The organism is Aquabacter spiritensis (assembly GCF_004346185.1).
Lineage (GTDB): Bacteria > Pseudomonadota > Alphaproteobacteria > Rhizobiales > Xanthobacteraceae > Aquabacter > Aquabacter spiritensis.
This window is the reverse complement of record NZ_SMAI01000001.1, coordinates 626,678-648,077: the sequence shown is the minus strand read 5'-3', so window position 1 is coordinate 648,077 and position 21,400 is coordinate 626,678. Positions and strand designations below refer to the sequence as shown.

The 21,400-nt window shown below is 69.0% G+C and carries 12 protein-coding genes; 5 read left to right on the top strand and 7 right to left on the bottom strand.

What is annotated here, in order from left to right; genetic code table 11:
- Positions 1-4: 4 nt before the first annotated feature.
- From EDC64_RS02995 to trxA, 4 genes are all read left to right on the top strand, one after another.
- Entirely contained in the window at positions 5-706 is a 702-nt protein-coding gene (locus tag EDC64_RS02995; RefSeq protein ID WP_132029992.1) for a nucleotidyltransferase family protein, read from the top strand.
- A gap of 111 nt (positions 707-817) precedes the next feature.
- Positions 818-3,856: a double-strand break repair protein AddB gene (gene addB, locus EDC64_RS02990; RefSeq protein WP_132029690.1), complete on the top strand. Its 3,039-nt coding sequence runs from the start codon at positions 818-820 to the stop codon at positions 3,854-3,856.
- Positions 3,853-7,353, top strand: coding sequence for a double-strand break repair helicase AddA (gene addA, locus EDC64_RS02985; RefSeq protein WP_245504498.1), 3,501 nt, complete (start codon positions 3,853-3,855; stop codon positions 7,351-7,353). Before addB ends, addA begins: the two co-directional genes overlap by 4 nt.
- 106 nt (positions 7,354-7,459) lie before the next feature.
- On the top strand, positions 7,460-7,780 hold the full coding sequence (trxA, locus tag EDC64_RS02980) for a thioredoxin (protein ID WP_132029686.1): 321 nt from the start codon (positions 7,460-7,462) through the stop codon (positions 7,778-7,780).
- 235 nt (positions 7,781-8,015) lie between these two features.
- Here the strand turns inward: trxA and EDC64_RS02975 are convergent, their stop codons facing one another.
- From EDC64_RS02975 to EDC64_RS02965, 3 genes are all read right to left on the bottom strand, one after another.
- Positions 8,016-8,558 carry a GNAT family N-acetyltransferase gene (locus EDC64_RS02975; RefSeq protein ID WP_132029684.1) on the bottom strand — a complete coding sequence of 181 codons (543 nt, stop codon included), beginning with the start codon at positions 8,556-8,558 and terminating at the stop codon, positions 8,016-8,018.
- 99 nt (positions 8,559-8,657) lie between these two features.
- Positions 8,658-9,794, bottom strand: coding sequence for a type III PLP-dependent enzyme (locus EDC64_RS02970; protein WP_245504525.1), 1,137 nt, complete (start codon positions 9,792-9,794; stop codon positions 8,658-8,660).
- A gap of 581 nt (positions 9,795-10,375) precedes the next feature.
- Complete coding sequence (locus EDC64_RS02965) at positions 10,376-11,251, bottom strand: class I SAM-dependent methyltransferase (RefSeq protein ID WP_132029680.1); 876 nt, start codon at positions 11,249-11,251, stop codon at positions 10,376-10,378.
- Between the two features lie 250 nt (positions 11,252-11,501).
- On the opposite strand from EDC64_RS02965, the gene hemA reads away from it, so the two are divergent.
- Positions 11,502-12,809, top strand: coding sequence for a 5-aminolevulinate synthase (hemA, locus tag EDC64_RS02960; protein WP_132029678.1), 1,308 nt, complete (start codon positions 11,502-11,504; stop codon positions 12,807-12,809).
- Between the two features lie 92 nt (positions 12,810-12,901).
- On the opposite strand, the gene EDC64_RS02955 is transcribed toward hemA, so the two are convergent.
- The 4 genes from EDC64_RS02955 to EDC64_RS02940 all read right to left on the bottom strand — a co-directional run bounded on the left by EDC64_RS02955 (position 12,902) and on the right by EDC64_RS02940 (position 21,385).
- Entirely contained in the window at positions 12,902-13,912 is a 1,011-nt protein-coding gene (locus tag EDC64_RS02955) for a Bug family tripartite tricarboxylate transporter substrate binding protein (RefSeq protein ID WP_132029676.1), read from the bottom strand.
- Positions 13,913-13,960: 48 nt separating this feature from the next.
- Positions 13,961-15,658 carry a CocE/NonD family hydrolase gene (locus EDC64_RS02950; RefSeq protein ID WP_132029674.1) on the bottom strand — a complete coding sequence of 566 codons (1,698 nt, stop codon included), beginning with the start codon at positions 15,656-15,658 and terminating at the stop codon, positions 13,961-13,963.
- Between the two features lie 284 nt (positions 15,659-15,942).
- On the bottom strand, positions 15,943-17,121 hold the full coding sequence (locus tag EDC64_RS02945; protein ID WP_132029672.1) for an NAD(P)/FAD-dependent oxidoreductase: 1,179 nt from the start codon (positions 17,119-17,121) through the stop codon (positions 15,943-15,945).
- A gap of 25 nt (positions 17,122-17,146) precedes the next feature.
- Complete coding sequence (locus tag EDC64_RS02940; protein ID WP_245504497.1) at positions 17,147-21,385, bottom strand: translocation/assembly module TamB domain-containing protein; 4,239 nt, start codon at positions 21,383-21,385, stop codon at positions 17,147-17,149.
- Positions 21,386-21,400 lie beyond the last annotated feature (15 nt).

The window sequence follows — 21,400 nt, the reverse complement described above, 5'->3', positions numbered from 1 at the left end:
GGCCATGGTGCTCGCCGCGGGCATGGGCACCCGTATGCGCCCTTTGACCGACACCCGCCCCAAGCCGCTGGTCGCGGTCGCCGGCAAGCCGCTGGTCGACCATGTGCTCGACCGGCTCGCGGGCGCGGGGATCGACGAAGCGGTGGTCAATGTCCACCACCATGCCGATCTCATGGAGGCCCATCTGGCAACGCGCAGCGGTGCGCCCCGAATTCGGGTGTCGGACGAGCGGACGCGCCTGTTGGAGACCGGCGGCGGGACGCGCAAGGCGCTTGATCTTCTTGGCGACGCGCCATTCGTCGCGATCAATGCGGACACGATCTGGATCGAAGGGGTGAAGCCGAACATCGCCCGCCTGATCGAGCAATTCGACCCGGAGCGGATGGACGCCCTGCTTCTGGTCGCCGCGACCGCTCTGTCGATCGGCTATTCCGGCTTTGGCGACTTCACCATGGACGGCGAGGGGCGGCTGTCGCGTCGGCCCGAGCGGGTGGTCTCGCCCTTCGTCTATGCGGGTGCCGGGGTTTTCACGCCCTCTCTGTTCGATGAGACGCCACAGGGGCCGTTTTCACTCAATCTCATCTTCGACCGCGCGTGCGAAGCCGGTCGGCTGTTTGGGCTGCGGCTCGAGGGGGTATGGATGCATGTCGGCACCCCCGAGGCGATCGCCGAGGCAGAGACTGCGATCAAGCGGTCGAGCGATTGAGGCTGTGCCGTCTCCGCGCCCGTCGCACACCGGGACAAGACGGCGCCGGCCGTATAGGCTTCTCGGCGGAGACGGCCCGCTTCGGCCGCGCACGGCGAACGTCTATTCCCCATGACCCGCCTGTTCACGATCCCGCCGTCCACGCCATTCCTGCCGACGCTCGCCTCCGCGCTGCTCGACGGCGCGCTGGTGCCGGGCTTTGCGCCGCGCCGCGATCCGCTCGCGCTTGCCTCTGCCACCCTCTATCTGCCGACGCGGCGTGCCGGGCGCCTGTTCGCGGAGGCGCTGCTTGCAGCCACCGGCGCCGAAGCCGTGCTGCTCCCGCGGATCGTTCCGCTCGGCGATGTCGACGAGGATTTGCTCGCCTTCAGTGACCTTGCCTCGCCGCTGGCGGCACCGCAGGCTGTACCGCAAGTGCATCGGCGGATCGCGCTCTTGGCTCTTGTGACGCGCTGGCGCGACACGCTGGCGGCGTCGAACGGGCAGGAGGCTGTCGCCGCCGGGCCGGGAGCGACCGTCGCGCTCGCCGACGAACTCGCTGCGCTTTTCGACCAGATGGCACTCGCCGGCATCGACTGGATCAAGCTCGATCGTCTCGACCTCGCGGAACACGACACCTTTTTCGACACAAGCCTTGCTTTTGTCCGGCTCGCCCACGCGGCTTGGGCGGATCATCTTTCCGCCCGCGGGCTGGTCGAGGCGGCGCAGCGGCGCGACGCTTTGATGGGGGCGGAGGCGGCCCGGCTTGCGGCGCTTGGCGCCGCGGCGGGGCCGGTGATCGCGGCGGGCTCGACCGGCTCGCTCCCCGCCACTGCTCGGTTGCTGGCGGCGATCGCGTGCCTGCCGAACGGCGCCGTGGTGCTGCCGGGGCTCGATCTGCATCTTGAGGAGTCGACATTCGACCAAATCTCCGACGCGGCGACCGGGGCTCCGGACCATCCGCAGTTCAATCTGGCGCGACTGCTCGCCACGCTCGGCGCGACACGGCGCGACGTGAGCCTGCTCGGGCCGGCGCCGGCCCCACGCGTGCGTCTTCTGAGCGAGGCGATGCGGCAGTCCGAGACGTCCGATCTGTGGGCGACCCTGCCGGAGCGGCTCGGTCCGTGCGATCTCGCCGCCGCGATGGCGCAGGTCAGCGTGATTGCCGCGGCGGACCCGCGCGAGGAGGCGGTGACGATCGCTCTGGTCCTGGAAGATGCCCTGCGCCGGCCCGGTCTGCGGGCCGCTTTGATCACGCCCGACCGCGATCTCGCCCGCCGGGTGGCTGCGGAACTCGGGCGGTTCGGCGTCTCGGTCGACGATTCCGCCGGTTTGCCCTTGGCCGAAACCGGTGCGGGCCGGTTGGCACGTCTCGTCGCGCGTGCGGCGGCCGAAAGCTTCGCACCCGTCCCGTTGTTCGCACTGCTCGCCCATCCGCAGGCGACGTTCGGTCTCGCCCCCGAGGACAAGGCCGAGGCGGTGGCGGCGTTGGAATTGTTAGCGCTGCGCGGTCCGCGCCCGCGCAGCGGGCTCGCGGGGTTGACCGATGCGGTTCGCGCCTTCGACCCGAAGACGCTGCATCGTCTCGATCCGCGCCGTCGCGTGGACGATGCGGGGCGTGCGCGCGCCCTGGATCTCCTCGCACGCCTCGCCACCTGTTTCGCGTCGCTCGATCCGGAGGTCCGGCCGTTCGCGACACGGGTGGCGGAGCACGAGGCGGCTCTGGAGGCCGTCGGCGGCCCGCTCGATCCCGAGGATGAGGCCGACCCTGGCCGCGCGGCGCTCGCCCGTGCGTTCGCAGAGATGCTGGCCGGCGCCGAACATGGACCGATGCTGTCGCTCGGGGACTATGCCGACATGTTCGGCGCCCTGATTGCCGGAGAGATGGTGCGCCCGCCTGCCGGGGACGGCGGGCGCGTGCGCATTCTCGGCCCGCTGGAGGCGCGCCTCGTGGCGCTGGACCGGGTGGTGCTCGGCGGGCTGATCGAGGGCGTCTGGCCGCCCCAGACGCGCACCGATCCCTGGCTGTCGCGGCCGATGCGGGCCGAACTCGGCCTTGATCTCCCGGAGCGGCGCATCGGGCTCTCCGCCCACGATTTCGCGCAGGCGGCGGCTACGCCGGAACTGGTCCTGACCTATCCCGAGAAGGCCGACGGCGCACAGAGCGTCGCCTCCCGCTTCGTGCAACGGCTGCGCACCGTCGCCGGACCCGCACTGTGGGCCGAAGCCCTGGCGCGCGGCGCCGCCTGGCGCGCCGCCGCCTTGGCACTCGATGCCGCACCGCCCGTGCCTCGCGTGACACAGCCGAGCCCCACGCCGCCGCTCGCTTTGCGGCCGCGCCAGCTCAGCGTCACCGAGATCGAAACCCTGCTGCGCGACCCCTATTCGATCTATGCCCGCCACGTGTTGCGCCTCCAGCCGCTGGAGCCGTTCGATGCGGCACCGGGTGGAGCGGAGCGCGGCACGGCACTTCATCAGGCGCTCGGCGCCTTCGCCGCACGCCATCCGGAGGATCTGCCCGAGGATGCGCTCCCACAATTGCTGGACCTGGGACGCACCGCTTTCGCCCCGCTGGCGGTCTTCCCCGCCGAACATGCGCTGTGGTGGGCCCGGTTCGTGCGGGTCGCCGCTTGGGTGGTGGAATTCGAGCGCATCCGGCGGCCCGGGGTGAGCCGGGTGGCGGCGGAAGTGGGCGGGTCGCACACGATCGCGCTGCCGGATGGCGCCTTCCGCCTGACTGCACGCGCCGACCGCATCGACCTGCTGCGTGACGGCGGCCTCGTCCTGATCGACTACAAGACCGGCACCGCGCCAACTGCCGCCCAGGTCCGGGCTTTGGCGCCGCAATTGCCGCTGGAGGCGGCGATCGCCGCGCGTGGCGGTTTCGCCGGGGTACCGGCCGGGGAGATCGCAGACTTTTTTCATGTCGAACTGAAGGGCGGTGCGGAGCCGGGACGCCTCAAGCCGGCGATCGCCAAGACCGCGACCGCCGCCGGCCTCGCCGAGGAGGTACTGGGCAAGCTGACCGAGCTTCTTTCCGCCTTCGACGATCCACATCAGGGCTACCGCGCGCTCGCCGCGCCGCAATGGCGTGGCCGGCATGGCGTCTACGACCATCTCGCCCGGGTGCGGGAATGGGGTTTTGGCGGCGAGGCGGAGGAGACGCCGTGAAGGACGTCACGAGCGACGCCGTCGACCAGGGGCCGCTCGCCGAGGCGACGCGGCGCCAGAGCGATGCCTCGGCCCCAGACCGCTCCGCGTGGGTCTCCGCGAATGCGGGGTCCGGCAAGACCCATGTGCTGGCGCGGCGGGTGATCCGCCTGCTGCTGTCCGGGACACCGCCGGAACGTATTCTCTGCCTGACCTATACCAAGGCCGCGGCGGCCAATATGGCGAACCGCGTCCTCGCCATACTCAGCCGCTGGGTGGGCCTCTCGGATGACGCGCTCGACGCCGAACTGCGCGCCACCGATGGCCGCGTCCCGACGCGAGAGAGCCGGGCGCGAGCGCGCCGCCTGTTCGCGGCGGCGCTGGAGACGCCGGGTGGGCTCAAGATCCAGACCATCCACGCTTTTTGCGGCGGCCTCCTGCATCGCTTTCCGTTCGAGGCCGGGGTCGCGGCAGGTTTTCGCGAACTGGATGAGGCCGCTCGGCTCGATCTGATGGCGCAAATCCGCGCCGACTTGATCGTCGAGGCCACCCGGGTCCCAGATGGACCGCTCGGTCAGGCTTTGAGCCGCCTCACCGAGGACATGAGCGACTTTGCCGTCGATGCGCTGCTGGAGGCGGCCGTGGCGCTGCGGGCTCAGATCCTGCACGTGGCGGTGGCCGGCCCTGCGCGCCGGGCACGGCTCGCCCATCTGCTCGGCCTGCCTCCCGAGACCAGCCGCGCCGCGATCGAGGCGGAGATGCTGGCAAGCCCGCATCTGCCGCGCAGCGAATGGGCGAGCGTCGCGGCCCGGCTGACGGCGGGATCGGCGAGCGATGCAGAACTCGGCCGTACGCTCGGCCTCGCCGCGAAAGCCGCGAGCGTCGCCGAAGCGCTGGCCGCGTATCGCACCGTCTTCCTCACCTCTGAGGGCAAGCTGCGTGCCCGCTTCCTCACCAAGGGGTTGCGCGCGGCCGAGCCGGATCTCGCGGACCGGCTCGACCTGGAGAAGGCGCGCATCGGTGCCTTGCTCGATGCATTGCGTGCGGCGGTGGTGCTGGAGCGCAGCGAGGCGGCTTTGGTCCTCGGCGGGGCGGCCTGCGCGCGCTATGAGGCAGCAAAATCGGCCCGTGGTTTGCTTGATTTCGACGACCTGATCCACCGCACCGCCGATCTCCTCAACCGCGTTCCGGCCTCCTTCGTGCACTTCAAGCTCGACCGGGGCATCGACCATGTGCTCGTCGACGAGGCGCAGGATACGAGCCCGGCTCAATGGAAGGTGGTCGAGGGGCTTGTTTCGGACTTTTTCGCGGGGGAGGGCGCGCGGCCGGGTCTCACACGCACGCTGTTCGTGGTGGGCGACGAAAAACAGTCGATCTTCTCCTTTCAAGGCGCCGATCCACGCGCCTTCGGGGCGATGCACCGTCGCGTCGCCCGCGCGGCCGGTCCCGACGCATTCCGCGACGTCAGCCTGCCGCATTCCTTCCGGGCCTCACCTGGGGTCCTGGCTGCGGTCGACCGGATATTCGCGGGCGCCGACGCTGCGGCCGGCCTGGTCGCCGATGGCGTGGCGCCGACACATGCCGCGATCCGCGCCGATGCGCCGGCTCTGGTGGAGATCTGGCCGACCCTCGTGCCACCGCCGCGTCCGGAAATCGACGATTGGCGCCGGCCGCTGGACGCGGTGCCGGTCGACGATCCCGCGAACCTGCTCGCCCGGCGGATCGCCGCCTTCATTGCCTGGGGGATCGGCGCCCGTCTCGCCATCCCCTCGCAAGGCGGGCGGCCGATGCGGGCGGAGGATGTTCTCATTCTGGTACGGCGGCGCGGCAAGCTGTTCGAGGCGATCATCCGAGCGCTGAAGGCGGCGAGCGGCGTCGATGTCGCCGGGGCCGACCGCCTGGTCGTCGCCGATCATATCGCCGCGCTCGACTTGATGGCGCTCGGCGACGCCCTGCTCTCGCCCGATGACGATCTCGCGCTCGCCGGTCTCCTGAAGAGCCCGCTTTTCGGTTTCACGGATGCCGATTTGACGGCGCTCTGTCCCGGCCGCACCGGGCGGCTGGGTGACGCGCTCGCACAGGATTTCCGCTTCTCCGCCGCCGCCGCGCGCCTTTCCGCCTGGCGCGTGGAGGCGGCGGCGCTGCGTCCGTTCGATTTTTACGGGCGCGTGCTGGGCCGCGACGGAGGACGGCGCGCGATGATCGCCCGGCTCGGCGCGGAGGCCGGCGATGTCCTGGACGAGTTCATGGCGCTGGCCCGCTCCTATGAGGCCGGAGAGCCGGCGACACTGTCAGGCTTCCTCGCTTACCTGCGCCGTGGCGGCGCGGAGACCAAGCGCGACATGGAGAGCGGGCGCGACGAGGTCCGGGTGATGACGGTCCATGGCGCGAAAGGGCTGGAAGCGCCGATCGTCATTCTCGCCGATACTGTGGACGTGCCGCGCTTGCGCCTGCCCGGCGGTCTTCTCACACTGTCCGCTGGCGACGGCATCGGCGTGCCGGTCTTGGTCTCGCGGCAAGAGGCGGATCCGCCGGCTCTGTCCGCCGCCCGGGCGGCCGCCGCGGCGCGCGAGGCGGAGGAATATCGCCGCCTGCTCTATGTGGCGCTGACACGGGCACAGGACGCCGTCATCGTCTGCGGCGCCGAGGGTCGTCTGCCAGGCGAGGGGAAGGCCCATGCCCGCGCGCCGGGCTGCTGGTACGACCTCGTGACCGATGCGCTCGCGGCCGAAGCCGTCGATGCCGAGGTTCCCTATTGCGAGGTTCCGGTGCTGCGCTGGCGGCGGCCGGATTCGTTTCCGGTGTCCACTCTGACGGCCGCGGTCAGCCCGTCCGCACCGCCGCCGGCCCCGCGCTCCCTGGAAACGCGCCCCGTAGAGGCCGAGGCGACATGCCTGCGCCTGCGGCCATCGCACGCAGCGCCGAAGACGGAGCCCTCTCTGATCGAGGTGAAATCTGCGTCTCTCCCGGGGGGCGATGGTGCAGTCGGGATCGATCCCACCGTACATGGGGATCTGGTCCACCGATTGCTCGCAGGCCTACCGGACTTGGCGGGACCCGAGCGGCGCGCCAGCGGCATGCGCCTGCTGCGACAGGCTGCGCCGAGCCTATCCCTGGCACAGCACGCGGCGGTGTTGGCGGAGGCGCTCAGTGTCCTCGATTTGCCTGCGCTGGCGGACCTCTTCGGCCCCGGCAGCCGAGCGGAAGTTCCGGTCCTCGGGCGTTGGCAACTCGGCAACGGGCGCCCGGCGGAAGTTGCCGGCCGCATCGACCGGCTGGTCCGAATCGGCACGGAGATCCTTCTTGCGGATTTCAAGACAGATCGCGTGCCACCGGAGCGGGCGGAGGACGTCGATCCATCACACATCGCACAACTCGCCCTCTATGCGGCGGCGCTTGGTCGCGCCCTGCCGGGGACTGCGGTGGCCGCCCGGATCGTCTATACGCGCGGTCCCCGCATCCATGGGCTCTCGCCCGGCCAGTTGGAGGCCGCGCTGGAGCGTCTGGGCGCGGGTTGAGGGCGGCGGTCTCGTCACGAGGCCGCGACTTGCCTTGACGCAACGGGGAGGGGCTTCCTACGTTGCAGTCACGTTCACGTGTCGCCTTCACCCGGAGAGGTGTGTCATGGCAGTTGAGAAAGTTTCCGATCAGAGCTTCGAGCAGGATGTGCTGAAGTCCGAAGCCCCGGTCGTGGTGGATTTCTGGGCCGAATGGTGCGGCCCCTGCCGCATGGTCGCGCCGGTTTTGGACGAAGTGTCCGGCGAACTCGGCGACAAGCTCAAGATCGTCAAGCTGAATGTCGACGAGAATCCGGAAACGGCGTCGAAGTATGGGATCATGTCGATCCCCACTTTGTTGTTGTTCAAGGATGGCAAGATCGCTTCGCGTCAGGTCGGCGCGGCGCCCAAGGCGAAGCTGGTCCAGTGGATCAATGGCGCTATCTGAGCGCCCGGGGCTTTTGACCCCGATTATGTGAGTGACCGGCCGCAGGGATCCGCAGAACGGCGCGCTGCGGCCGGAATGTTCGAGGCGCGGCTGATTTCAATGTCTCGGTCTTCCCGAACCGGACCTAACCCTTGATCTTTCCAGCACCTGCATCGCCGCACGGGGCGCATCGATTTGCGAAGCGCCTCGTTCGGTCCAGCTAAAGGCTGCCAGGCACCATATGGATGCCTGTCGATCACGCCGCGCTGGCGGCCATGAGTTCCCCAAGCGAGGGGACCGGGATCTGCGCGCCGGTCGGGCTGATCAGGCCGCGGGCGCCGGTGAGCGCGCCGGGCGTCAGTTCGAGCCCGAGAAGCCGGTCACGGTCGTACGCGCCCGGCATCCACAGGCCCTGAGTCGGCGCGGCGGAAAAGCCGAACCGGCTATAATAGGGCGCATCCCCCACCAGGAGGATCGCGCCGTGGCCGCGTTCCGCCGCCGTCGCGATCGCAGCCTGCATCATCTTGCCGCCGAGCCCGCGGTCGCGGAACCAGGGGTGAACCGCGAGCGGTCCGAGCAGCAGCGCGGGCTTTCCCGGGCCCGCCGCGACGTGCCACAGGCGGACGGTGGCAATCAGGCGCCCGTCCGGCCCGTGCGCGGCGAAGGCGAGGCCTTCGGCAGGCAGGCGGCCCTCGCGGATCCGCTCGGAGGGCTTCTCGAAGCGGGTGGGCATTGTGAGGTCCAGGAGCGCCTCGCGGGCGGCAGCCTCTTCCACCTTCTCAGCGACAATGTCAGTCATCGGCACCTCCTGTGCCAAAACCGAAGCCGAAAGATGCCGGCCCGGCCGCGCGGTGACGCGCGGCGGTTTTAAGGGCCGGAACGGGATGAGGGGTGATCGTCAGATCACGTAGGACTTCAGCGGCGGAAAGCCGTTGAAGGCGACCGCCGAATAGGTCGTGGTATAGGCGCCGCACGCCTCGATCAGGATCTTGTCACCGATCGCGAGGGACACCGGCAGTTCGACCGGGGTCTTCTCATAGAGCACGTCGGCCGAATCGCAGGTCGGGCCGGCGAGCACGCAGGGCGCGGTGTCGTCCCCGTCGCGCGGCGTGCGCAGCGGGTAGCGGATCGCCTCGTCCATGGTTTCGGCGAGACCGCCGAACTTGCCGATGTCCAGGAACACCCAGCGCATCGTGTCGGTCTCGGACTTCTTGGAGATCAGCACCACCTCGGTCTCGATCAAGCCGGCATTGCCGACCATGCCGCGGCCCGGCTCCATGATGGTCTCGGGGATAGCATTACCGAAATGCCGGCGCAGCGCGTCGAAGATCGCCTCGCCATAGGCTGTCGCCGAAGGCACGTCCTGAAGATACTTGGTCGGGAAACCGCCGCCGAGATTAACCATGGACAGGCCGATGCCGCGCTCGGCGCATTCGCGGAAGATGCCGGCAGCCGACGCCAGCGCCTGGTCCCAGGCATGCACGTTCTTCTGCTGCGAACCGACATGGAACGACACGCCATAGGCAGCCAGGCCCAGGCGATGAGCGTGCTCGAGCACGTCCGCGGCCATTTCGGGCACGCAGCCGAACTTGCGCGAGAGCGGCCATTCGGCGCCCGCGCCGTCGCACAGGATGCGGCAGAACACCTTCGCGCCCGGCGCCACGCGGGCGATCTTCTCGACCTCCTCGTAGCAATCCACCGCGAACAGGCGCACACCCATCTTGTAGGCGCGCTCGATGTCGCGCTCCTTCTTGATGGTGTTGCCGAACGAGATGCGCTCCGGGCCGGCGCCGGCGGCGAGCGCCATCTCGATCTCGCCCGTGGAGGCGGTATCGAAGCACGAACCGAGCTCCGCCAGCGCCTTGAGGATCGCGGCGTCGGGATTGGCCTTGACGGCATAGAAGACGCGGGTGTCCGGCAATGCGCGCGCGAACGCGGCATAATTGGCACGGACCACGTCGAGATCGACGACGACGCAGGGACCATCCTCACGTCGGGTCTTGAGAAACTCGCGGATGCGATCGGTCATGGCAATCTCCCGTGACCTGAAGCCTCGTGAAGCGCGGTTGCCCGCGCGACGACAGGACGGACGGAGCCGAGGCCCGTCCGGGATACGCACACGCGGGAGACAGGCGGTGTGGACGCGCCTCCATCCCAACGGGCCGTACCCGCTTCGCCGGTCGCAAACCGGCCGCATCTTCGCGCCGAAGCATTTCCCCGCCGCGAATCGACCGGTGGTCGACGCGAAGCGTCTTTTGGAAATGCGCGCTTGGAGAGGGAGATCCCGCTCCGCACGACCGGCAAGAAGTAGTGCCTCTTTAGTAACGCCGACCTTTGGAGGGCCGACCGAGACCAAAAAAGCCCGCTACGTCGTTGCTTCAAGTCACGTCCCCCGCGTGAGGAGCGGGGTGGGCCGGTTCCCTCCGGCTATCGATCGTCCTGGCAGCTTTCCGGCCTCTTGTCCGGACTTCCACCGACCGACACGCAACCACAGGCACGTGCGAATTTGGGCAACCGCGATATAGGGTCTTCCGACCGCCTTCGCAAGCGGCAATTTGATGAATTTTGTGGCGGCGCGGAGGCGGGGGCGGAGCATTGCCTGCGCCGCCAAGTCTGTCACCAGGCAGGGCCGACCTTGCGGGCCGCGAAGAACAGTTCGCCGCGTGAGAGATCGTCGAGGCGCAGGCTCTCCGGTGCTGCGGGCAGGCGTGCCCTGGATATGGGCGAACTTCCGAAGACGCGCGGCGAGGCTCCGAAATGGGTGTCGAGGAAGATGTCGTCGATAAAGTGCGGATGGACCTCGCCCCAGGCTTTTGACCAGGTCGTATTGTGCCGGCGGCTCGCCTCCGACCCGTTTGGCGTGAAGGAGACGAAAAGACCGCCCTCCCGTAGAAGGACTTGCGCCAGGGTGAACACCTCATGGGGGACGGGAACATGCTCGATCACGTGAGAGGAGAAGAAGCAGTCGTACTGCCCGCGGTGCTGGTCCAAGGCTGCGGTTTCGATCTGGTCCAGCACGTTCACTCCCAACTTTTCGCGCGCGTAGCGGCTGCGCGTCGGGGCGATTTCAAAGGCGGTTACGAACAAGCCCGCCTGGGCGAGTTGATAGCTTCCGTATCCCCACGAACAGCCGAAGTCGAAAAGCCGGGCGCCCGATCCGATTCCGAGGCTGGAAAGAACTGCGATATAGGCGCTGTAATCCTTTTCACTGGATGCGAAATTCGTGCTCACCAGCCGCTGCAATGCGCGATCGTCCGGCAGGTCGGTGGTGAAGCCCTGGCTGTAGCTTTCCTCATAGAAAGCTTCGTTGAGATTGGCCGGGTCGGTCGGCGTGCGAAACATCAAGGCGCAGGAGCGGCACCGCCGCAGCGCCGTCACGAGGTATTTACGCGCCACGAGATCACTGGTGGCGGACCCACAGTTCGGACATTTCGCCCGCTTCCGATCGAAGGTCCGGGCGAGGCTGTTTGCGAGATAGGCAAGCCGCCCCATGTTGGAACGTGTCCTCTTATGCGCGCCACACCCATCGGCGGTACTGTAGAGCAGCGCGCGCGCACAGGAAACGGCTGCAACCCTGCGTGCGCAGGTCCCCGCCGCGCCGCATCGCCGCGCGACCGGTTTAATGCTTGATCGATGACAAGCCTCCGGGCAGTCTGCCGGTCTACGATTGGAAGAATTCGCGTTTGGCCCGACTTCGACCGGGAGGCGCGAAGGATGATCCACCCCGCGCCCCGGGACCGCGATGAACTACGATCTGTTCTTCTCCGATGCCGTCGATGCGTTGCGCCGCGAGCGCCGGTATCGCACCTTCACCGACATTGCGCGGGATGCCGACCGGTTTCCGCGCGCGGTGTGGCATTCCCCCGGCGGTCCCCGTGAGATAACCGTTTGGTGTTCCAACGATTATCTCGGAATGGGGCGGCATCCGAAAGTGGTCGAGGCGATGCGCGAGGCGGCGCTGCTGCGCGGTGCAGGGGCCGGCGGAACCCGCAACATTTCCGGCAACAGCCACGAGATCGTGCTGCTCGAGCGCGAACTGGCGGATTTGCATGGCAAGGATGCAGGCCTCGTCTTCACCTCGGGCTACGTCTCGAACGCCACCGGCATCTCGACCATCGCCAAACTGATCCCGGATTGCGTGGTGATCTCCGACGAGCTCAATCACAATTCGATGATCGAAGGCGTGCGCCAAGGCGGCCGGCAGAAGGCGATCTTCCGCCACAACGATCTCGGTCACCTCGAGGAATTGCTGCGGGCGGCCGGCGGGCGGCCGAAGCTGATCGTGTTCGAGAGCGTCTATTCCATGGACGGCGACATCGCCCCGATGGCGGCGATCTGCGAATTGGCCGAGCGCTACGGCGCGATGACCTATCTCGACGAGGTCCATGCGGTTGGCATGTATGGGCCGCGCGGTGGTGGCGTCGCCGAACGTGACGGCGTGATGCACCGGATCGACGTGATCGAGGGCACGCTCGGCAAGGCGTTCGGCGTCATCGGCGGCTATCTCACCGGCAAGCGGGTGGTGATGGATGCGGTACGCTCCTATGCCCCCGGCTTCATCTTCACCACCGCATTGCCCCCGGCCATCGCCGCTGCGGCGACCGCTTCGGTGCAGCATCTGAAAGCATCGCAGGCCGAGCGCGACGGCCAGCGCGCCCAAGTCGCCAAGACCAAGGCGGCGCTCGCCGCCGCGGGCCTCCCGCAGATGGAGACGCCGACCCATATCATCCCGGTGATGGTGGGCGACGCGAAGGCCTGCAAGGCAGCGAGCGACGTGCTGCTTGCGGAACACGGCATCTATATTCAGCCGATCAATTATCCGACGGTGCCCCGCGGAACCGAGCGTCTGCGCATCACGCCGACACCATTTCACACCGACAGGATGATCGCCCATCTCGCCGAATCGCTTAGCGACGTGTGGTCCCGGCTCGACCTGCCGCGTGTCGGCAGCACCCCGGTCCCGCTGCGCGCCGCAATGGGCACGTCCAAGGGCGCCGTCAAGGGGGGCTCCAATCCGGCGCCGATCCCGGTGCCGGTCGGGGGCGGCTGACCGGCCTCCGCCTGTCTACGCGCCTCGCCCCACCCGCCGTCCGTATGCGACCCTGGAGGGTGAAGGCCTTGATGTGAGGCGCCCTCGGGCGCCTATTGAAGCTTGATGCCGAGATCCTGCATCAAGGTGGTCTGGTAGCCGAGATCCTTGCGCAGGAAGGCTTCGAAGCCCTGCCGATCGAGGTCCGAGGGATAAAGGCTGGAGTCCGCGAGCAGATCCCGAACCTCTTTGGTTTCGCCCGCTTTCTTGAGCGCGCGGAACAAGATCGTAGCGATGTGCGGGGAAAGGTCTGCCGGCGCCATCATGCCGAAATAGCCGGTGATGTCGAAGTCCTTATAGCCGAGCTGTTGGAAGGTGGGCGCGTCGGGCAAAGTGGGCGGGCGCATCGTGCCGGTGGTGGCGAGCACCTTGACCTTGCCGGTCTTCATCAGGGGCACTGCGGTCACGGTCGAGATGAAGGTCATGTCGACTTGGCCGCCGATCACGTCGGGCACGAGGGTCGGCGAATTGTAGGGCACGTCGGTGAGGTCGATCCCGGCGAGCTTCTCGAACACCGCGCCGGCGACATGGGTGACGTTGCCGACGCCCGACGTTGCATACGTGAGCTTCCCCGGCGCCGCTTTGGCCGCCGCCACGATCGCGGGCACGCTGTCGTATTTCGCGGAGATCAGCGCCAGCCCATAGGATTGCGCCGCAAGAAACAGCGGCGTGAAATCGTCCAGCGCGCGATATTGAAGGCTGCTCGACATGGCGGCATTGGCAATGTGCGAGCCGGTGGTGAAGAGCAGAGTGTAGCCGTCGCCCGGTGCCTTGGCGACCAGATTTGAGGCGAGCACGCCGTTGGCGCCCGGCCGGTTCTCGACCACGACGGCCTGGCCGAGATCCTGCGACATCTCCTTGGCGAAGGCGCGCGCGAGCACGTCGGTCGACACGCCGGGCGGGAAGGGGCAGACGAGGCGGATCGGCCGCGTCGGAAAGTCGGCCGCGCGCGCCGCGCCGGGCAGGCAGGCGGCGAGGCCGAAGGCGGCGGCGCCGCGCAGCAGGACGCGGCGGTCGAGGCGGTGGGTCGCAAGTCTCGCAGCGAAGGTCCGGGCGTCGGGCATGGGAGTCTCCCTCTGTTTTTCGGCCGGCCGTTCAACGGCCGGTTGGCGTCAGTTCGGAATGAGCGGCAGCAACAGGTGCGCGGCGTGCGCGCCACCGGTATGGAGCGTCGTGGTGCCGCCGAATTCGGCTTCGGGCCGGTCCCCCGGATGGTCGTGCAGGATGCGGCCGGGCAAGCCGTCATATTCGAAGTCGCGGCCTTGGACCGTCAGCACCAACCGATAGCCGGCCGGCACCACGATCGAGGTCGGCCAGATCTCCACGTCGACCGCATAGATCGCGCCGGGCGACAGCTTCTGGACCTCGTTGTGAACGTGCCAGGGTCGGTACGGCAGAGACCTTTCGGGATCGGTCTTGCGATGGGAAGCGCGCTGCCAGCCGCGCGCCACCGGCACCGGCTCGTGCGCGCCGACGAAACGGACCTCCTGCCCGGCGGGGTCGAAAAGGCGCAAGGTGAGGAACAGGTCCGCGTCGGATGTGGTGGAGGAGACGAACAGCTTGGCTGCGAGGGGGCCGGTGAATTCCGTCTCATGGGCGAAGGGCGCGGTGGCGAAATCGACCCCCGCGCCGCGCGCGGTGAAGGACGCGGTGGCCTCGGGTGCTGGTTGCTCCGAGAGGGCGAGGCCGCCGGCATCGAGATGGAACGGGGTCCATTGCGTGCGCGCGAGCGGCCATTCCTGCTCGAACCGCTCGCTCGCTCCGTCGGGGCGGCGCACTTCGAGGCGCACCGGCGGGACGCGGTCCCACCCATTGTCCTCGCCCTTCAGGAAATGGCCGAGGAAGCGCTTCTGCATTGCGACATAGGCCGGCAGATAGAAGCTGTCATAATGCGTGCCGATATGCATAGACAGCCATTTGTGCTCGGCGCCGGCTTCCAGGAACCCGTTGACGTTTCCGCGCAGATGGATGCCCGGCCCGCCCCAGTTTCCGGCCGAGAGCAGAGGCACCATGACGCGCGAGAGATCCGCGGTGCGCTCGCGGTGCCAAGCATCGTCGAGCGGATGGGCATAGAGGTCGGCGGGATGGTCGGTGCGGCTGCCGGCCAGCATCTCGCGGCTCAGCGCCGGGCCGGTGGTGCGCTCTCCGGTGTCGCGGTCGCGATAGGTGCTCTCGCCGCTGCCATGCTGATTGACCAGCGCCTGACGCGGCCACCAGGCGGTGGGGAAGCCTGACGAGAAGATGCCGCCATGGTGGCTCCAGTCGCGATAGAAGTCATTGGCGCCCTCCCAAGGCACGATGGCGGCGAGATGCGGGGGCTGGAGCGCGGCGACCTGCCATTGCTTGATCGCGAAATAGGAGATGCCGATCAGTCCGACCTTGCCGTTCGACCAGGGCTGCGCCGCGGCCCACTCAATGGCGTCGTAATAATCGGCGGTTTCGCGCGGCGAAAACGGGTCGAGATAGCCCGGCGACTTGCCGCTGCCGCGTGAATCCACGTTCACCACCACGTAGCCGTCCGGCACCCAGCGCTCGGGATCCACGACTTCCCAGCGCAGATAATGGCCCGACGAGCCGTTGGCGCAGAGGTCGGGATAGATCCGTAGCAGATTGTCCCACTGGCTTTTGAAGGCGTCGCCGAAATGCGCGTCCTTGCCATAGATCCCCATCGCGAGGACGACGGGATAGCGGCCCTCCGCCATGGGGCGGAATAAGTTGGCGCGCAGCACCAACCCGTCGGAGACCGGGATCCCGACATCCTTCTCGAACACGAGGTTCGGCGCTCCTGCGCCGCTCTGCTGGGACTGCATGCGTCCTCCCGATGATTTTGCCCTGTGGCTATCACATCAAAATCGATTTTTCAATCTCGCCACTTAACCCAATAAGATGAATGAAAATCGGATTTTATCGGAAAGTGATAATCGATTTTGAAAAGTGCGGCCTGGATGGGATCGGAGCTGAATGGCGAGAGGCCGGGATGGGAGCCGCCCCAGGGGGCAGCGGGACCGCGTTCCCGGTCTAAACATTTTTTGGAGAGCGGGTTCGACATCCTCCTGGCGGGGCGCCCCCTCTGCCCATCGCGCCGGATGTCGGGTCACACCACCTGGGTTTCGGTGAGCGGGCGGGCCTGCGCGAGCCGGGTATAGCCGAGCGGCGAAAGGTCGAGGGTGCGATAGCGTCCGTGCACGAGAAGCTCGGCGAGCCCGCGCCCGACGGCCGGGGCCTGTTGCAGGCCGTGGCCTGAAAAGCCGCTGCACAGAAGGAGGTTCGGCGCCTGCGGCGCCGGGCCGAGAATGGCATTGGCATCGAATATGTTGAGGTCGTAATGCCCGGCCCAGGCTCGACCCGGTCGGATCCGCTCGAAGGCCGGGATGCGCGCCGCCAGAACCGGCCAGATCCGGTCCTCGAACAGAGTGGGGTCGATCTCGAAATCGGTGCAGTCCGGATCGGCCTCGGGCGGGGGTGAGAAGCCGCACAGGAAGCCGCGCCCCTCCGGACGGACATAGACGCCGCTCGGCTCGATCAGGAGCGGGCAATCCGGCACCGGATCGGCGCAGGTGAAGGTGAAGACCATGCGTTTGCGACAATGGACCGGCAGATCGATGCCGACGGCGCGGGCGAGGGCGGGGGCGCCGGTCCCGGCCGCGATGACCACGGCGCCGCAGCCGATGCGTGCGCCCGCTGCCGTGTGCACAGCGGCGATACGTTCGCCGTCGCGCGCAAAGCCGACCGCCTGCGCCTGGACGAAGCGCACCCCGAGGGCGCGCGCCTTACGGCGGAATGCCTGCATCAGAGAGAAGCCGTCGAACCAGCCCTCGCCCGACAAGCCGAGGCTGCCGAGCGCGATGCCGTCGGTGTCGAGCCAGGGAAAGCGCGCGGCGAGTGCGTCGGGCGTCAAGAGCGCGATGTCGGCGCCGAGCCCACGTTGAAGCGCATTGGAGCGGCGCATGGCCGGAACCTGCGCCGGCGATGCGAGAAAGAGATAGCCCCCCTCAGTGAGGCCGATCTCGGGCCGCTCGCCCTCCACCTCCAGCAAGGTGCCGATGTCGCGAAGGAAGGCGATGCCGGCACGCGAGATGGCGACGTTGATGGCACTGGAATATTGCTGGCGGATCGAACCGGCCGAAAGGGCGGAGGCGCAGAAGCGGTAGCTCGGATCCTGCTCCAGAACCAGGACGCGGCCGGAAAAGGCCGGATCGGCAGCGAGATGATACGCGACCGAGGCGCCCATCACGGCGCCGCCGACGATCACCACGTCATAGGCTTCGTCCACTCTCCGCCCCGCTGTTTCGCGCGCCTTAATAGTCCCACTGCGCGCCGATGCCGACCGATGTGCCGCCGTCAGCGCCGGTCGCACCCTGGAGGCGGATATTGTTACCGAGGTCGATGTCGATCGTCGCCTGGGTCGAACCAGACGTGGTGCCCTGGCGCACGCCGAGCGAGATGTTGTCGTTGAGGCGCCGTCCGAGACCGATTTGTCCGCCGGTGCCGGCAGAATTGAGCCCGACATCGAGCGTGTCGAGGCCGAGCGAGCGTCGAAGATTGCCGAGCGTCGCCTGGCCCGCCCCCGAGAGGGTCGCTACCGCCTGCGCGACCTGCAGCGCCTGGCCGGCCCCGAGCTGGGCGGTGGAGCGGCCGAACAGCAGCCGCGCGACCACCTCGTCCTGCGGCAAGGTTGGGGTCGAGGAGAAGGCGACCTCGGGTTGCGAGGCTTTGCCAGTGATGAGGATCCGGGCTGTCACGTCACCAGCCGCGCTTTCGGCGATGAAGTCGAGATCCGGGTCGGTCGAGCCGTTGAAGGTCAGGCGTCCGCGGGTGAAGTCGAGCCGGCGGCCGAGAATGTCGAGCCGCCCGCGCAGCATCTGGAACCCGCCGTCGGTGACCGGCTCGGCGCTGGTACCGCGCACCTGGAGCGTGCCGCCGAGTTCGGCGTCCATGCCCATGCCGCGCACGAAGATTCTGTTCGGTGCCGAGACGGTCAGATCGAGGGTGGCGACGAAGGCACCGGCCGAGCGGGCCCCGCCCTCGCGTCGGGCGCGTGGGGTGGCGGGATTGACGCCGGGGGGCAAATTTACGTGCCGCACGTTGAGATTGGCCGCGCTGCCGCCGGGCAGGCGATCGGGTAGATGGATGTCGAGCGAGCGCACATCGATCCGGCCGGCGATGGTCGGGCGGGTGGCGAACGGGCCGCTGATCGTCGCCCGTCCGTCGGTGACGAAGCGGATCAATTCGCTATTCACCAGAGTGGCGTTGGTCAGCGTCACCTCGATCCTGCCGGGAAAGCCGCCGGCCGGGTCGAGCGCAACACTGCCCGAGGCCTGGATGGTGCCGCCATTGGGTGTTCCGGCGCGGAACGAAGAAATCGTGACGGTCTGGTCCGTGCCGGTGAAGACCGCTTCGATCCGCTCGATCGTGACGCCGTTCGGCGCGTCCTCGAACCGACCATTGGTGATGCGGATCGTTCCTCCCACTCGGGGAGCGTCGAGGGTGCCGCGCACCGTCACGTCGAGCCCGGCATTGCCGGAGGCGCGCGCGCCGGAGGTCGCGAGCACGGCATTGGCGATGGCGAGCGAGATGGTGCCGCGCGCCGCCAGATCGAGGGCGCCACCGGAGACCGGCACGGATCCGGTGATCGCGACGCCCGACAGAGCCGGGCCGGATACCGCCGCGTTCACGCCCGCCCGCCCGTCCGCGAGATTGCCGTTGACTCGGATATCGAAGGGGCCCGCTCCGGCTCGGGCGATGTCGGCGGAGGTCAGGCGAGTGACCGTGACGTCGTAGCGCCCGTTCGGCGCAGTCGGTGTCCCGGTGATCCGCGCCGTGGCGGCGAGCGTGCCGGAGAGGCCGAGCCCGGGCTGGGCGAGATCGGCCAAAGACAGTGGCAGCCCGCGCGCGTCCAGGGTGGCCTCGATAGTCTGGCCGATCCGGCCCTGAAGCGTGATCGTGCCTCCTCCGGCGGTGAGCGCCAGGCGATCGAGGATCGCTGTGCCATCGCGATAAGTGATCGTGGCCGGGGCGGAGAGAGCGACCGCCACGCCCTGCCGGGTTACCCGCAGCGTTTCGAGGCGGAAACTCGGTGCGTCGCCCACGGTTACGGCGCGGCCGGTCGCGGTGATCGCTGCGCCTTGGGCGGTTGCGTCGAGAGTCAGGCGGGTCGCACCGTCTGCGGGCGCCGCAACGAGGCGCAGCCGCTCCACCGTCGTTGCGCCGGCGGCGATGCCGGTGGCCTCCACCGTGCCCGAGACGGCGGCGGCGGACCGTGGATCGGTGATGGCGAAATCGAGTTGCGCCGCCGCGACGCTCTGGCCGGCCGCGACCACGTCGGTCAGGCGGGCCTTCACGGCGATGGATTGCGCCCGGCCTTGTTCGGTGAGAATCACCGTGCCTTCCGCACGCCCGGCGAGTTCGTCGAGCACCAGCGGGGCGATGTCCGAGAGGTTCGCGGCGGAGAAGGCGAGCGAGCCGGCGAGCCGGCCGGTCGGTGCGGCGGACAGGTTTCCGGTCAGGCGCGCGGAGCCGATCGCAAAATCCAGGTCGGAGATCGCGCGTGTGCCGTCGGCGGCGGTCGTGAGACGCGCGCTGCCCTTCGCCGGCTTCTCGCCGACCATGCCCGACAGGCGCGCGGTGGCGCCGAGCCGGCCGGTGAGGTCGCTGGCGGTGAAGTCGAGCGCCAGATCGCGGATCGGCCGTCCCATCGCGGCGCCGTGCGGCACGGCCACCTGCCCGGCGACGTCCAGCGCGGAGAGGCGGCCGGAAAAGGTCGCTTGCGCGCGAGCCGCGCCTTCAAGGCGCGGGTCGAGCCGCTTCAGGTCGGGCAGGTCGAGGATGCCCTTGAGATTGGCGGTCGCGGGATCGATGCGCCCGTCAACTGCCAGTGTCGCCCCGGGGGCGGCCGCCTTGAGGTCGCGGACGGCGAGCGAGCCGTCCGGTCCGTAGGACAGGCCGCCGGAGAAGCTGGCATCGCCGCCGGCCACCCCGTCGAGCGCCGGTTCGCCGGTCGAAAGTCCCTGGGAGGTGCCGGTCATTGCGAGGGCGATGGCCCCGTCCGCCCCGGTCCGCGTCACGTCCGCCTTGACCGCGACGATCCCCTTCAGCGGACGTCCGGCGAGCGGCGCGAAGGCCGCGAGGTCGAGGCGCGTCACGTCGAGCGTGCCGCGGATGGCGCTCTGGCTCGCGCGGCCGGCGAAGGTGACGTCGAGCGCAGCGAGCCGGGCCTCCGCTTGGGTCAGAGTCGGCTCCGCGCCTTGCTGCCAGATGCCACGCACCGATACCGTGCCGGAGGTGCCGAGGGCCTGGGCAACGCCCGGATCGCGCGCCGAGAGGCGATCCGCCGTCACCGTGGCGCTGAGATCCAAAGGTCCGGCGGGAGCCGGCGCGGTGGCGGCGGTGGCCTGGAGGGTCCCAGCGGCATAGCCGTGGCCGGCCACGTCGCGCGCCGTGACCATGGCGGCGAGGACCGGGGCGTCCTGCGTGCCCCTGAGCGTACCTGAAAGCCGCGCCTCGGCCCAGGTCACGTCCGGGGCGAGGGCGGAAAAGCGCGCGGCATCGCCGAGCGTCACGGCGAAAGCGAGGTCGGCGACACGCGCCGCCGTGAGGCTTCCGCTTGCCTCGACCGACGCCCCGGCGGCGGTCAAGACGAAGCGGCGCAAATCGAGCGCGAGATCGAAGCCGATTTGGGCCTCCGCGCGCAGGGCGGTCTCGCCTTCGAACAATGGCGCGAGGGCCTCCGGCAGCGCCGGCGCGACCGCGCCGTTGAGCGCGAGAGTGACGACATGCGCGTCGCCGGAGGCGGCGATGGCGGCGGTGCCGTCGAGATGGATGCCGACCCCGGCCGAGGCGGCGAGCGTGCCGCGCCAGTCGTCCAGGGTGCCGCTGCCCTTGATGCTCGCATCGATCGCAGGGAGGCCTTCCAGCCGCGCCAGCCGGGCGAGCACACCGCCGGGCGGCTCGTGGCCGGTCAGGTCGACGTCGAGCTGGCGCCCCTCCGGGGCATAGCGGACGGTGCCGGTGAGGCGCCCCTCGGCGTCGCGGCGCTCCAGATCGAAGCGCATGGAGAGGCCGCGCGCCGGCTCCATCAGCCGGACCCCTCCCTCGAAGCCGAAGCGGGCCGGGCTGCCCAGCACCGGCTCGGACAAGGCGATGTCGGGCACGGCGAGGCGGTCCACCACCACGCGCAGGGCCGGCAGCCCACCCTCGGACGCGGCGGACGGCGCGGGGGGAAGCTCCGGCGCGCGCAGCACCGCGACCCGCCTCGCTTCGAGAGTCTGGACCGAGACCGTGCCGGACAGCAGCGCGAGCGGGTCCCAGCGCAGAGTCAGATCATCGATCTCGGCGAACCGCCCCTTCGGATCCGACAGGACGATCCGCTCGACCCGCAGGTCCTGCGGAACGAAGCCCGTCAGGCCCGAGATGCGCACCTCGAGTCCGTTACCCGAGGCGAGCCGCCCCGCCAGCTCGGCGAGATAGCCGCGGCCGAACGGCGTCTGGGCGAGGCCGAAGAGGAGCGCGGCCAGCACGACGATGCCGGCGAGCAGCACGGGGACGGACCAAAA

Coding starts and splice junctions, on each gene's coding strand:
- EDC64_RS02995 (WP_132029992.1), top strand. CDS start 5: ATGGTGCTCGCCGCGGGCATGGGCACCCGTATGCGCCCTTTGACCGAC.
- EDC64_RS02955 (WP_132029676.1), bottom strand. CDS start 13,912: ATGCCCGACGCCCGGACCTTCGCTGCGAGACTTGCGACCCACCGCCTC.
- EDC64_RS02975 (WP_132029684.1), bottom strand. CDS start 8,558: ATGACTGACATTGTCGCTGAGAAGGTGGAAGAGGCTGCCGCCCGCGAG.
- EDC64_RS02965 (WP_132029680.1), bottom strand. CDS start 11,251: ATGGGGCGGCTTGCCTATCTCGCAAACAGCCTCGCCCGGACCTTCGAT.
- trxA (WP_132029686.1), top strand. CDS start 7,460: ATGGCAGTTGAGAAAGTTTCCGATCAGAGCTTCGAGCAGGATGTGCTG.
- addB (WP_132029690.1), top strand. CDS start 818: ATGACCCGCCTGTTCACGATCCCGCCGTCCACGCCATTCCTGCCGACG.
- hemA (WP_132029678.1), top strand. CDS start 11,502: ATGAACTACGATCTGTTCTTCTCCGATGCCGTCGATGCGTTGCGCCGC.
- EDC64_RS02950 (WP_132029674.1), bottom strand. CDS start 15,658: ATGCAGTCCCAGCAGAGCGGCGCAGGAGCGCCGAACCTCGTGTTCGAG.